Source organism: Bradyrhizobium sp. WYCCWR 13022, from assembly GCF_030435535.1.
GTDB lineage: Bacteria > Pseudomonadota > Alphaproteobacteria > Rhizobiales > Xanthobacteraceae > Bradyrhizobium.
Genome location: NZ_JAUIZJ010000048.1, coordinates 351,940 through 365,201 on the forward strand (window position 1 = coordinate 351,940; position 13,262 = coordinate 365,201).

Below are 13,262 nucleotides of genomic sequence, written 5' to 3' on the forward strand. Positions count from 1 at the left end.
CCATCGCGGTCATGGAATCGATCGGTCGACAGAACCCGCAAGCCGCCCTGATCTCGCTCGAAGCCGCTGCGGCCTCGGCACGCGGCGGCTTCGCCTGTCTGTTCTCGACTGCGGACGAATACGAGACCGCGCTCATCGCCGAGCGCCGCGCCCAGGGACGTTATTCGCAGGCCCCGAACTATTGGCCGGTCGCATTATTCATCGGCTGCACGCTCATCGTACTCGGCACCGCGCTGCTGTTCGCCTGAGAGCGCCGCATTTTCGGCCGGGCAGGGCGCCGTTTCGGCGCCTTTTTCTTTGCACCCGGCTGCGGTAGACACGGCCACCAACAAAAGGGTGGAAACCGATGATCACCGAGATCGCGCAAATCGACGTCAAGCCGGGCACCGAGAAGGACTTTGAGGCTGCCGTCGCCAAGGCCAAGGCCGCCTTCGGCCGCTCCAAGGGCTTCCACGGCTTTGAACTGCACAAGTCGATCGAGAGGCCGCAGCGCTACCGGCTGATGGTGAAATGGGCGACGCTGGAGAACCACACCGTCGATTTCCGCGGCTCCGAGAATTTCACCGAATGGCGCGGCCTCGTCGGCCAGTATTTCGCCTCGCCCCCGGAGGTCGAGCACACCGAGACCGTGCTGACGACCTGAGGATCAGGCCGTTTCGGCGAGAGGCGGCGCCTCATATGTCTTGAAATGATCGATCATGACCTTGGCGATGGCGACGAGTGGCAGCGCCAGCGCCAGGCCCCAGATGCCGAACACGACGCCGAGCAGGATCTGGAACGCGAACAGCGTGGCCGGCGGGATGTCCAGCGCCTGGCGCTGGAGGATCGGCGTCGGCACATAGCTCTCCATCGCATGCACGCCGAGAAACAACACCAGCGCCGATAGCGCCGGAATCCAGCCCGAAGCGAGGCTCGCCAGCACCACGACGACGCCGGCGATGATGGCGCCGACGGTCGGGATGAAGGCGAGCAGGCCGGCCTGGATCCCCAGGATGAACGAGCCGGGGATGCCGATGATGGCAAGCCCGATCCAGGTCACGACGCCCACCGCAATCATCACGATGATCTGCGCGATCAGCCAGCGCTCCAGCGTCTCGCCGATGCGGTCGATGATCAGCGTCGCGCGCATGCGATGTTTCGCCGGTGTGAGAAACAACAGCCCGTCGTGATAGACGCCGGGTTGCGCGGCGAAGGCGAGCCCGAGGAACAGCACGATGAAGACATTGCCGACCGCGCTGATCGCGCCGAACAGCAGCTTGAAGGTCTGGCTCACGATCGCCCCGCCGCTGGAGGCGAGCGCGCCTGCCCCCGGCAACGGGCCGTGCGAGTTCTGGTTCGAGGCAGTCGTCGCCGGCGTGAGGTCACCCGAGGACGAGGCTGCCGAGCTGGCATTGCCGAGATCGAAGACGCTGGTGTCGATGCCGTGGCTTTCCAGGAAGGACCTCACATGCGAGATCTGCGACTTGATGGTGTTGCTGAGTACTGAAGCCTGGTCGGCGATCGTCGCACCGCCGAGATAGGCGACGCCGGAGAGCAGCACCGCAAGCACGATGCAGACGATCGCAAGCCGCACGGCATGTGGCAGGTGAACGTGGCGGCCCAGCGCATTGGTCAGGGCGTTGAGGCCGACCCCCAGCAGCATACCGGTGAATATCAGGAGCAGAGTGGCCGCAAAATACCAGGTGAAAACCAGAGCTGCAGTGAACAGCACGACCCCGATGCCGCCGACTGCGACAGCCCAAACGAGATCGTCGCGAGTCTGGGCCCGTTCATCTCTGGAGATCGTCACATCAAGTCCTTTTCGGCGGCTGCGGGGCAAGGCACTCTTTCGGCAAACGCGCTTGCGATCAAGACCGCGTCAACGCGCTGGTTTGACGCTGCCGCGCGAACGGTGCAGACCGGTGAGAAAAGAACAGATGGGGGGCGCTTGAGTTTCATCAGCAAATGGGCCGGTCTGCTAGGGCTCCTGGCCGTGATCGTGATCGGCGACCAGATCCGTATCAATCGGCCTGGCCACAAATATCGCCTCACGGTCGAAGTGACGACGCCTGACGGAATCAGGACCGCCTCCGGTATCCTGGCCGTCGTGCCCGACCGCAACTACAACCGCGGCGGCCGCACCACGATCCGCGGGGAGGCTGTGTTCGTCGATCTCGGACAGGGCAGGAATTTGGTGGCGCTGCTGGCGCATCAGCAGGGGACCAAGCTCGACCTCGACGACATCAACTATGTCGCCGTCCGCGCCTACGGCGCTACGCGCGGCAATCGCGTCTCATTCACCGATATCAACAGGCAAGTGGGCATCGTTCCGGTGCAGGGAGAGGTGATCCCTGTGCTCGTGAGCTTTGGCGATGTGAGGGACCCCACCACCGCACGCCTTGTCGCAGCTGATCACGCGGATGTGGTTCTGGGCGACGGTTACGCCATCCGCGGCCTCACCGCCGAGGTGGTGCCCAACGGATTTTGGCCGATCGATTTCGGCGGCGTGCTCGGGGAGCCTGTGACGCGCGGAATCGAGGCGAAATTGCCCTGGCTGGCCGCGCCGGGCGACCAGGCGGCAACCGCGCTGAAGGCGGCCGGCCTGCCTGCCACAGGTGCGGTCGAGGCCCGAGAGGCATTTGCGCGAAAATAGCATTGCCGTCCCGCGATCCCCTCTGTTGAATTTGTTCCATCCGAGGGGCATGTTTCAAGAATCTTCTTCGGCGGGGAGGTCGGAACGAGAGATGAGAAAGCCGGTCGTCGGCGTGATCGGGAACGCCCATCGTGTCGAAAATCGATTTCAGGTCCAGATGGTCGGCGAGCGCAATTTGCGCGCGGTCGCCGAGGTCTCCGGCGGCTTGCCGGTGATGTTCGCGGGCTCGCCCGACATCACCGATATTGCCGCACTCCTCGACACCGTCGACGGGATCGTGCTGACCGGCGCTCGCGCCAACGTGCATCCGACCCGCTTCAACGTCGACCCCTGCGAGAAGCACGAGCCCTACGACATCCACCGTGACGAGGTCGCGCTGGCGCTCTCGGTCGCCTGCGTTTCGCGTGGCATCCCGCTGTTCGGCATCTGCCGGGGCCTCCAGGAGATGAACGTCGCCTTCGGCGGCTCGCTGCATCCCGAGATCCGCGAAATCCCCGGCCGCATGAACCATCGCATGCCAAGGCTCGAGAACGGCGAGATTCATCCAGATCCGACCGTCGTGTTCGCCGACCGTCACGACGTCGACCTCACCCCGGGCGGCGCGTTCGCCAAGCTTCTCGGCTGCGAGAAGATCCGGGTCAATTCGTTGCACGGACAGGGCATCCTCGATCCCGGCAAGCGCGTGCTGATCGAAGGCGTCGCCGAGGACGGCACCATCGAAGCGATCCGCATCGCGGAAGCCCCGACCTTCGCACTCGGTGTGCAATGGCACGCCGAATACGACCCGCAGCGCAATCCCATCAATCGAAAGCTGTTCGAAGCTTTCGGCGAAGCGATGGTGGCGAAGCAGAAGGCCGCAGCGTAGCGGGCGCGGGAGAGAGGCCGTACGGCATGCTCTCGCCCGGCCGTCGTTGCAAGCTCCGCAAGCAATCCAAGTCTTTCCGTGTCGGGATTCTGGATTGCTTCGCTCGAATAAACCAATCGGCAAGAATTGGTTCGCATCAATTTTTGCGATTCCGATTCGTTCTCTGGGAACGAAATGGAGTCAGATGCAGAACGAAAGTTGATGGCTTGCACTCCACCATGCCGCGCGCGCAAGCGCGAGCGCGGAAGCCATCTCAAAACAGAGCATGCGGCCTGATGGATGCCGGGCCTGCATGCTAGTGCGCGCATACAGGAATGACTGGGGACCTGGTCCGCGACAGGGGCGCCGCAATTCGACCGGACCGTTGCATCGCACAATAGCAATTGCGGGCGACGTGCTCCGCATTGAGGTTTGCGTGACGGCCACCATATCTTCGGCAAGGGAGCCCTTGCCGTGAAGATCATGAAGGCGGCCCTCGTTGCGGCGATCGGTATCGTCGCTTGTCTTGCCTGTCTCCGTCCCGGCTCAGCGGAGGATCCTCGCCGTGTTGCGCTCACCGTCACGATCGATGGCGCCATTGGCCCGGCGTCGGCGAGCTATGTGAAGGAGGCCCTGGTCAAGGCCAGCGAACGACGCGCAGAGATCGTGATCCTTCGCATGAATACGCCCGGCGGCCTGAACTCCAGCATGCGCGAGATCATCGCAGACGTGCTCGGCTCGTCCGTTCCCGTCGCCGGCTACGTCGCGCCGGCCGGCGCCCATGCGGCAAGCGCCGGGACCTATATCCTCTATGCGACCCACATCGCCGCGATGGCGCCGGGCACCAATATCGGGGCCGCGACGCCAGTGCAGATTGGCGGACCGCTTCAGGGCCTGCCCAGCGGCACGCCGGACAAAGACAGCAAGGACAGGAAGGACGAGCCGAAGGACGCGATGACGGCGAAGGTGACGAACGACGCCGTTGCCTTCATCCGGAGCCTTGCCGAACTGCGCGGCCGCAATGCCGATTGGGCGGAGAGGGCGGTGCGCGAAGCCGCCACGCTGTCCGCCAATGGCGCCTTGCAGGCGCACGCCATCGACCTCGTCGCACGCGATGAGACCGACCTGCTCAGGCAGATCGATGGTCGCGTGGTCGAGCTTGGCGGCGGCACGACGCAGCATCTGGCCACGCGGGATGCCGTCATCGAAGCCGTCGATCCCGGCTGGATCTCCCGATTCCTGGCGGTCATCACCGATCCCAACGTCGCGTTCATCCTCCTGATGGTCGGCATCTACGGCCTCATCTTCGAGTTCATGTCCCCCGGCGCCGTTGCTCCAGGCGTGGTCGGGACGATCTGCCTGCTGCTCAGCCTCTACGCACTCAATATGCTGCCGATCAATTATGCCGGGCTCGCCCTGATGCTGGTCGGCATCGCGCTCCTCGCCATCGAGGCCTTCAATCCGACCGTCGTGATTGGCCTTGGAGGCGTCGTCGCCTTTGTGCTGGGCGCCATCATGCTGGTCCGGGTCGAATCGCCGAGCTACCGGCTGTCGTGGTCGGTCATCGCCATCGTCGCGGCGATCTTCGCGGGGTTTGTTCTGGTCGTGCTCGGCGCGCTCCGGCGCGCCCGCCGCAGTTCGCCACGGGTCGGCGCGCAAGCCATGCGAGGCCTTATCGCCGAGGTGCTCGACTAGAACGAGAACGAGGGGCACGTCTTCACCCATGGCGAACGCTGGCAAGCGCGCGGCGCCGACACCTTCAAGCCCGGTGAGAGGGTCGAGGTCGCCAATATCGTCGACCTGACCCTGGTGGTCCGGCGGCCGAGCGGCGAGGGAGGTCAAGTCTGATGTTCGAATATTCGCTTTATGTAGCGCTTGCGCTGATCGTCATCCTGTTTCTCACCCAGGCCATTCGCATCCTCCGGGAATACGAGCGCGGCGTGATCTTCACGCTCGGCCGTTTCACCGGGGTGAAGGGGCCGGGCCTCGTCATCCTCATTCCGGTCGTGCAGCAGCTGGTTAAGGTCGACCTCAGGGTTATGGTGCAGGTGGTGCCGCCCCAAGATGTGATTTCGCGCGACAACGTCTCGGTCAAGGTCAACGCGGTTCTCTACTTCCGCATCGTCGATCCCGAGCGCGCCATCATCAAGGTCGGCGACTACATGGCTGCGACCAGTCAGCTCGCCCAGACCACACTGCGCTCGGTGCTTGGCAAGCACGAACTCGACGAGATGCTCGCCGAACGCGACAGGTTGAACGCCGACATCCAGGAAATCCTCGACAAGCAGACCGACGTCTGGGGCATCAAGGTGACCGGCATCGAGATCAAGGACGTCGACCTCAACGAGACCATGGTGCGCGCGATCGCCAAGCAGGCCGAAGCGGAACGGTTGCGGCGCGCCAAAGTGATCAATGCGACGGGCGAACAGCAGGCCGCAGAAAAGCTGGTCGAGGCCGGCCGGATTCTCGCGCAGGAGCCGCAGGCAATGCAGCTGCGCTACTTCGCGGCCCTCCACGACATCGCGGGCGAGCGATCGTCGACCATCGTGTTTCCGCTGCCGACGGGGCTGCTCGACCATTTGATGTCGCCGCGTGAGACGACGTGAGCTTGGATCGACGGAGAATGGGTCGAGCGCAGCGAAACCCATCGTTGTCGCGAGCCTTGAGGCGATGGGTTTCGCAACCCATCCTCGTAAGTAAAAGGCGCCCCTCGCGGAGCGCCTTTTGCCTGTCTTGATCGCTCGAGCCGCTCAGCCCGAATAGTACATGTCGAACTCGACCGGGTGCGGGGTCATCTCGAAACGGGCGACCTCCGTCATCTTCAGCTCGATGTAAGCGTCGATGAAGTCGTCGTCGAACACGCCGCCGGCCTTGAGGAAGCCGCGGTCCTTGTCGAGGTTTTCCAGCGCCTCGCGGAGCGAACCGCAGACGGTCGGGATCTGCTTCAGTTCTTCCTTCGGCAGATCGTAGAGGTCCTTGTCCATCGCCGGACCCGGATCGATCTTGTTCTTGATGCCGTCGAGGCCGGCCATCAGCATCGCGGCGAAGCCGAGATAGGGATTGGCCATCGGATCGGGGAAGCGCACCTCGACACGCTTGGCCTTCGGCGAGGCGGTGTAGGGGATGCGGCAGGAAGCCGAACGGTTGCGCGCGGAGTAGGCGAGCAGCACGGGGGCTTCGTAGCCCGGGACCAGACGCTTGTAGGAGTTGGTCGACGGGTTGGTGAAGGCGTTGATCGCCTTGGCGTGCTTGATGATGCCGCCGATGTAGTGGAGGCAGGTCTCCGACAGGTCGGCATATTTGTTGCCGGCGAACACCGGCTTGCCGTCCTTCCAGATCGACTGGTGCACGTGCATGCCCGAGCCGTTGTCGCCGTAGATCGGCTTCGGCATGAAGGTGGCGGTCTTGCCGTAGATGTGCGCGACCTGGTGGATGCAGTACTTGTAGATCTGCATGTGGTCGGCCATCAGCGTCAGCGTGTCGAACTTCATGCCGAGCTCGTGCTGGGCGGATGCGACCTCGTGGTGATGCTTCTCGACCTTGACGCCCATCTTGGCCATGGCGCCGAGCATTTCCGAGCGCATGTCCTGCACCGAGTCCTGCGGCGGGACCGGGAAGTAGCCGCCCTTGGTGCGGATGCGGTGGCCGAGATTGCCGCCTTCATATTCGGTGTCGGAGTTGGTCGGCAGCTCCGAGGAGTCGAGACGGAAGCCGGTCTTGTAGGGGTCCGCCGAATAGCGCACGTCGTCGAACACGAAGAACTCGGCCTCGGGACCGACGAACACGCTGTCACCCACGCCCATCGACTTCACCATGGCCTCGGCCTTCTTGGCAATGCCGCGAGGGTCGCGATTGTAGGGCTCGCCGGTGGTCGGCTCGAGCACGTCGCAGGTGATGACCATGGTGGTTTCGGCGAAGAACGGATCGATCGTCGCGGTCACCGGATCGGGCATCAGGCACATGTCGGACTCGTTGATCGCCTTCCAGCCGGCGATCGAGGATCCGTCGAACATCGTTCCTTCGGCGAAAATGTCCTCGTCGATCATGCCGACGTCGAACGTCACGTGCTGCCACTTGCCGCGCGGATCGGTGAAGCGCAGGTCGACGTACTTAACGTCGTTGTCCTTGATCGATTTCAGGACGTCTTTGGCGGTCTTCATGCATACCCCTTTTGGCTCTGCGGGTCGGTTTCCAGGTGAGCAGATTCGTTCTCGCTTTCGGCGAGTTTGGCGCAACCGCACAAACGAAATCAGGCCGCCGAAGCAGCCTTTTTTCTTTCAGAGTGTCGCAAAATTCGGGATAGCACCCGGCTCAGATAGCGTCCAGCCCGGATTCGCCGGTTCGGATGCGGATCGCCTCTTCGATGTTGGAGACGAAAATCTTGCCGTCGCCGATGCGCCCTGTTTGCGCAGCGCGGCGGATCGCGTCGATCGCGCGCTCGACCAGGTCGTCGCCGATCACGATCTCGATCTTCACCTTCGGCAGGAAATCGACGATGTATTCTGCGCCGCGGTAAAGCTCGGCGTGACCTTTCTGACGACCAAAACCCTTGGCCTCGGTCACGGTGATACCTTGAAGGCCGACTTCCTGAAGCGCTTCCTTCACCTCGTCGAGCTTGAACGGCTTGATGATGGCTTCGATTTTCTTCACTGCGCGCCTCCCGGCCTTTCGATCAATTAGCAACGTCTTCGTCAGGATGCGCTTGTCTCACGCACGATTTTGTCCTCGTCATGCCAGGACCTGACCAACCCGGCAACAGCGGCCGGCCACACCCAGATAATGCCAGTGAGCACGACGAACCGAAGCGGCTTCCTCGAAAGCAGGGTCTATGCCAAGTTGCAAATGCCCTGGATATTGGAGCGTTATCAGCCTTTTAACGAGCATCTCTGATAGGTTGAGCCGGTCGGCTCAAAATACCGAAGACTACGAAATAGGCAAACGGTTCAATATCTGTGCAAACAGTTGTTCCGGAGGCTGAATCGACACGGAATCTGCCTGTTGAAAGGGCGTTTGGACCAGGGAAGTGGCATGGAAGTACTGACCACCGCCGAGATGCAGCGGGCTGATCAACTCAGCATCACGGCCGGCACGCCCGGCTTCAAGCTGATGCTGAGCGCCGGCCAGGCGGTCGCGGAAGCCGCGGGCACGCTGGTGGAGGAGGGGCCGATCCTTATCGTGGCCGGCCCCGGCAACAATGGCGGCGACGGTTTTGTCGCAGCCGCCGAGTTGGCCGCGCAAGGGCGCGAGGTCTCGGTCATCCTGATGTGCGAACGCGACCAGCTCCAGGGCGATGCGGCCTCGGCTGCGCGCGGCTGGAAGCATCCGGTGCTGCCGTTCAATCCGCAGGCGATTGGAAAGCCGGCGCTGATCATCGATGCGCTGTTCGGCGCGGGCCTCAGCCGCTCCGTCGAAGGTGAGGCGCGCGCGATGATCGAGGCAATCAACGCCAATGGCGCGCCGGTGCTCGCCGTAGATCTGCCGAGCGGCGTCAACGGTACCAGCGCTGCCGTGCTGGCCGTCGCGGTGAATGCCACCGAGACCGTCACCTTCTTCCGCAAGAAGCCCGCGCATCTCCTGCTGCCCGGCCGCATGCATTGCGGCCGCGTGCGCGTCGTCGATATCGGCATCGACGCGCAGGTGCTGGACGAGATCGCGCCGCAGACTTTCGAGAACGATCCGGATTTCTGGGGCGCCGCCTTTCCGGTGCCGCGCATCGACGGCCATAAATACGCTCGCGGTCACGTGCTGGCCGTCTCCGGCGATGCGGCCGCGACCGGCGCTGCGCGGCTCGCTGCCCGTGCGAGCTTGCGTGCCGGTGCAGGCCTTGTAACGCTTGCGACCCCGCGCGACGCGCTCGCGATCAATGCCAGTGCGCTGACGGCCGTGATGGTTCGCCCCGTCGACACTGCGGTCGAGTTCGGCGAGTTGCTCGGCGACGTCAGATACAACACCTGCATGATCGGCCCCGGTGCCGGCGTCGGTGAGCGCACCGGAGATATGGTTCACACCGCGATCTCGGCACGACGCCACGTCGTGCTCGACGCGGATGCGCTGACGAGCTTCGCCGCCAATCCCGAGCGGCTGTTTGAATCGATCAAGTCGTCGCCCGAGGCTCAGGTCGTGCTGACGCCGCACGAGGGTGAGTTTCCGCGGCTGTTCTCCGACCTCAGCAACAAGAATCCAGGTCGCTCGAAGCTCGAGCGCGTGCGCGCCGCCGCCGAACGCTCCGGCGCCGTCGTGCTGCTGAAGGGCCCTGACACCACCGTCGCCGCGCCCGACGGCCGCGCCACCATCGCCGCTAACGCGCCGCCCTGGCTTGCGACCGCCGGCGCCGGCGACGTGCTCGCCGGTATTGTTGCAGGCCTTCTGGCGCAGGGCGTACCGGCCTTCGAAGCCGCCAGCATCGGCGTCTGGATGCACGGTGAAGCGGCCAGCGAAGCAGGGCCGGGCCTGATCGCCGAGGATCTCACCGAGACGCTGCCGGCCGTGCACCGCCGGATCTATGGCGCGCTTGGGATCGAGTACTGAGTTGTTGCTCGGATCGCTAGACTAGGATGGGTCTCGCTTCGCTCTGCCCATCCGACGCATCCTCACTCCACAGCATACCACCGCACCAGCCGCGGCGCCGCCCAGTCCGTCACGACGGACTCGATCAGCCACCGGCCCGGCGAGGTCACGGCGAAGGCGATGCGCTCGGTCTGGCCGGGCTCGATCGCGAGCGTGTCGAGCCAGTAAGGCTTCCAGCCGTCGTCGAGCCGGTCGAGCAGGCGGAAATGGTGGCCGTGGAGGTGGAAAACGGTGGCGATTGGGGCAGGGTTCTTCAGCGTCAGCACGACGGTCCGGCCGGTCCTGGCACGGAAGGCGGGGTCCGAGGCGGTGGAGAAATTGGCCGTCCGGGTCCAGCCGGCCTCGATCGTGCCGAGCGCGACATCGAACCGCAGGGCGCCTTTCAGGTCGAGCTTTTCGGGAAGGTCGTTCGACGGGAGGGGCTCCGGCGACGGGCGCGCTGTGCGCCCCTCCGGCCTGCCGGAAACAACGAGCCGTCCGATCGGGCGAGCCTCCTTGCCGTCATGCAGCATGAGCGCGGCCGATGTGGCCGCGTCCACGAAGACGTCGGCCCGGGCGCCGGGGGCGAGCACCAGAGCTCCGTTGCGGGCCGGGAACGGCTCGGCCGGCTGTCCGTCCAGGGCCATCACCTGGACATCATGACCTCCTAATTTGATTGCCAGAACAGTCCGTTGCGAGCCGTTGATGAAGCGCAGCCGCAGCCGCTCGCCGGCGGACGCTGAGAGCTCGAATGAAGTTCGTCCGTTCAGCGTGTAGAGCGGGGTCGCGTCCGTGGGGTCCCGGCCAGGCGGAAGCGCGGTGCCATCCGGCCGGACGCGCCACTCCTCGATGAGCAGGACCTCGTCATGATCGACGGCGATGCGGCTGGTCTCGTCCGCGATCACGGCGAGCGGACGCGCGGGCTCCTTCAGGCGGTCTTCAAAGAGGCGAAAGTCGGCCACCAGGGTTCCGGCGTTTGGTATTGAAATAATTGAGATTTCGGTCGCGTCGGGGGCGGCGGGCGCGCGTCCCCGCAAAGGGTCGGATACACCGGCACCGTTGAGGCCGTACCAGACTGGCGCAAGTGGCACAGGCAAGGCATTCCGGAAGGCCACCTCGCAGCGGACGCCGCGCCTGAGATGGACATTGCCGAGGTGGCTTGCGGCTGCCAGCTCCCAGATCGGTGAAGGGGTTTGATCCGGTCTCAGAGCGAGGGTCGCCGGGCGGGCCTGGAGGGCGAGCTGGGTGGTCGCCACGGGCGTTGCACCCCCGCCCAGCAGCCCGGTGGCTGCGCCCCCGAGACCGGCCAAAACCTCGCGCCTATTCAGGTCAAAAATCCGCGGTTTCATGGCTCGATCCGGACCACGCGGCGCTGGATAAGTCCAGCCGTCATGCCTACTTGAAGCCTGCCTCCATCAGGCCATTTTTTTGCTGCGAACAGTCGGGCACATGCTATAAGCCCGGCCGCCCGCGGCATCGCGGCCGGTCTTGATGCAATTCACGCGGGCGTGGCGGAACTGGTAGACGCGCTGGATTTAGGTTCCAGTGACGAAAGTTGTGGGGGTTCGAGTCCCTCCGCCCGCACCAAGCGCTACTCGCGTTTGCACGGATTACTGAGGGGCCTTGCTTCGCGCGGATGTTTTTCCGTCTGGGGCCGGGCTCGATGAACCCACCGGCGTCGAGGTGTTTTGCCTCGCGCCGGATCGATTAATGACAGCGTCCCGACGCGGGTAGCGTGCCGGGACCGAACGAGAAGAAGATTGGACGCCATGCAGGTCACAGAAACCCTCTCGGAAGGTTTGAAGCACGAGTTCAAGATCAACGTTCCCGCGTCTGATCTCGACGCCAAGGCTGGCGCAAAGCTCGTCGACCTCAAGGACAAGGTGCGCCTCAACGGCTTCCGTCCAGGCAAGGTGCCGGTCGGTCACCTCAAGAAGGTCTACGGCCGCTCGGTGATGGCCGAGACGATCGACCAGACCATCCGCGACACCAACACCCAGCTTTTCACCGAGCGCGGCTTCAAGCTCGCAACCGAGCCGAAGATCACGATGCCGACCGAGAAGGCCGAGGTCGAAGAGCTGCTCTCGGGCAAGTCCGACCTGACCTACACGGTTGCGATCGAAGTGGTGCCCGCGATCGCGCTCGCAGACTTCAAGACCTTCCAGGTCGAGAAGCCCGTCGCCGACGTCTCCGATTCGGACGTTGACGAGGCGATCAAGCGCATCGCCGACACCAACCGCGGCTACGCCGCCAAGGGTGAGGGCGCCAAGGCTGCTTCCGGCGACCGCGTCACCGTCAACTTCAAGGGCACCATCAACGGCGAAGCCTTCGAGGGCGGCACGGGTGAGGGCATCCAGGTCGTGATCGGCTCCAACACGTTCATCCCGGGCTTCGAGGAGCAGCTCATCGACATCGGCGCGAACGAGACGCGCACACTGAAGGTGTCGTTCCCCAAGAACTACATGAGCGAAAAGCTCGCCGGCCAGCCGGCCGAATTCGAGACGACAGCGACGCTGATCGAGGCACCGCAGGATCTCACCATCGACGACGAGTTCGCCAAGACGCTTGGCCTCGAATCGCTCGACAAGCTCAAGGAAGCCGCGCGTGAACGGCTCACGGCCGAGTACGCCGGTGCAACGCGCCAGCGCGTCAAGCGCTCGCTGCTCGATCGTCTCGACGAGGCGCATCGCTTCGAGGCGCCGCCCTCGCTGGTCGACGAGGAGTTCAATCTGATGTGGAACTCGGTCAAGGCCGAGATGGACTCCGCCGGCAAGACCTTTGCCGATGAGGACACCACCGAGGACAAGGCCAAGGAAGAATACCGCAAGATCGCCGACCGCCGCGTGCGTCTCGGCCTCGTGCTCTCCGAGATCGGCGAGAAGAACAAGATCACCGTGACCGACGACGAGGTCGGCCGCGCCGTGATCGAGCGCGCGCGCCAGATGCCCGGCCGCGAGAAGGAAGTCTGGGACTTCTATCGCAACAACGCCCAGGCCTTGGCCCAGCTTCGTGCACCGATCTATGAGGACAAGGTCGTGGACTTCATCCTCGAACTCGCCAACGTGACCGAGAAGAAGGTCTCGCGCGAGGAGTTGTACAAGGACGAGGAAGAAAAGACTGCCGCCTGAAGGCTTTGAGCAGCTCTCTTGAGAAAGCCTTCCATTAAGGATGATCAGCGAACGGGCCCAGCTAGCCAGATGGCCGGCTGGGCCTTTTTTCGAGAATCAGCTTCAAGTGCCA

General features: G+C 64.0%; 11 protein-coding genes, 1 tRNA gene and 1 pseudogene. 9 read left to right on the forward strand and 4 right to left on the reverse strand.

Translation table 11 applies throughout. The annotated features are described in order from the left end of the window. Positions 1-11: 11 nt before the first annotated feature. Positions 12-248 (forward strand): hypothetical protein, encoded by a 237-nt coding sequence (locus tag QY049_RS38700; RefSeq protein ID WP_194482536.1) that lies wholly within the window; start codon positions 12-14, stop codon positions 246-248. 98 nt (positions 249-346) lie between these two features. Beyond that, positions 347-643: an antibiotic biosynthesis monooxygenase gene (locus tag QY049_RS38705; RefSeq protein WP_301270704.1), complete on the forward strand. Its 297-nt coding sequence runs from the start codon at positions 347-349 to the stop codon at positions 641-643. 3 nt (positions 644-646) lie between these two features. On the opposite strand, the gene QY049_RS38710 is transcribed toward QY049_RS38705, so the two are convergent. Beyond that, on the reverse strand, positions 647-1,711 hold the full coding sequence (locus tag QY049_RS38710) for an AI-2E family transporter (protein ID WP_301270726.1): 1,065 nt from the start codon (positions 1,709-1,711) through the stop codon (positions 647-649). Between QY049_RS38710 and QY049_RS38715 the strand changes: the two genes are divergently transcribed. The 4 genes and pseudogenes from QY049_RS38715 (at position 1,592) to QY049_RS38730 (ending at position 6,082) form a co-directional block, all read left to right on the forward strand. Beyond that, the gene (locus QY049_RS38715; RefSeq protein WP_301270729.1) at positions 1,592-2,632 is read left to right on the forward strand and encodes a hypothetical protein; all 1,041 of its coding nucleotides are present in this window, start codon (positions 1,592-1,594) and stop codon (positions 2,630-2,632) included. The two genes, QY049_RS38710 and QY049_RS38715, sit on opposite strands and share 120 nt — an antisense overlap. 91 nt (positions 2,633-2,723) lie before the next feature. Next, positions 2,724-3,497 carry a gamma-glutamyl-gamma-aminobutyrate hydrolase family protein gene (locus tag QY049_RS38720; RefSeq protein WP_194482540.1) on the forward strand — a complete coding sequence of 258 codons (774 nt, stop codon included), beginning with the start codon at positions 2,724-2,726 and terminating at the stop codon, positions 3,495-3,497. A gap of 453 nt (positions 3,498-3,950) precedes the next feature. Continuing rightward, a pseudogene (locus QY049_RS38725) lies at positions 3,951-5,324 on the forward strand (nodulation protein NfeD). Next, the gene (locus tag QY049_RS38730) at positions 5,321-6,082 is read left to right on the forward strand and encodes a slipin family protein (RefSeq protein WP_301270727.1); all 762 of its coding nucleotides are present in this window, start codon (positions 5,321-5,323) and stop codon (positions 6,080-6,082) included. Before QY049_RS38725 ends, QY049_RS38730 begins: the two are co-directional and overlap by 4 nt. A gap of 144 nt (positions 6,083-6,226) precedes the next feature. On the opposite strand, the gene glnA is transcribed toward QY049_RS38730, so the two are convergent. Together glnA and QY049_RS38740 are read right to left on the reverse strand one after the other, a co-directional pair. Next, positions 6,227-7,636, reverse strand: a complete 1,410-nt coding sequence (gene glnA / locus QY049_RS38735) for a type I glutamate--ammonia ligase (RefSeq protein WP_194475560.1) — start codon at positions 7,634-7,636, stop codon at positions 6,227-6,229. Positions 7,637-7,787: 151 nt separating this feature from the next. Beyond that, on the reverse strand, positions 7,788-8,126 hold the full coding sequence (locus QY049_RS38740; RefSeq protein ID WP_007603495.1) for a P-II family nitrogen regulator: 339 nt from the start codon (positions 8,124-8,126) through the stop codon (positions 7,788-7,790). A 378-nt stretch (positions 8,127-8,504) separates the two neighbouring features. Between QY049_RS38740 and QY049_RS38745 the strand changes: the two genes are divergently transcribed. Then, positions 8,505-10,004: an NAD(P)H-hydrate dehydratase gene (locus tag QY049_RS38745; protein WP_301270705.1), complete on the forward strand. Its 1,500-nt coding sequence runs from the start codon at positions 8,505-8,507 to the stop codon at positions 10,002-10,004. Between the two features lie 62 nt (positions 10,005-10,066). Here QY049_RS38745 and QY049_RS38750 read toward each other — a convergent pair whose 3' ends face one another. Next, entirely contained in the window at positions 10,067-11,371 is a 1,305-nt protein-coding gene (locus QY049_RS38750) for a multicopper oxidase family protein (protein ID WP_301270706.1), read from the reverse strand. Between the two features lie 153 nt (positions 11,372-11,524). On the opposite strand from QY049_RS38750, the gene QY049_RS38755 reads away from it, so the two are divergent. Beyond that, positions 11,525-11,609, forward strand: a tRNA-Leu gene (locus QY049_RS38755). A 182-nt stretch (positions 11,610-11,791) separates the two neighbouring features. Beyond that, on the forward strand, positions 11,792-13,150 hold the full coding sequence (gene tig, locus QY049_RS38760; RefSeq protein ID WP_194475563.1) for a trigger factor: 1,359 nt from the start codon (positions 11,792-11,794) through the stop codon (positions 13,148-13,150). Positions 13,151-13,262: the final 112 nt, after the last annotated feature.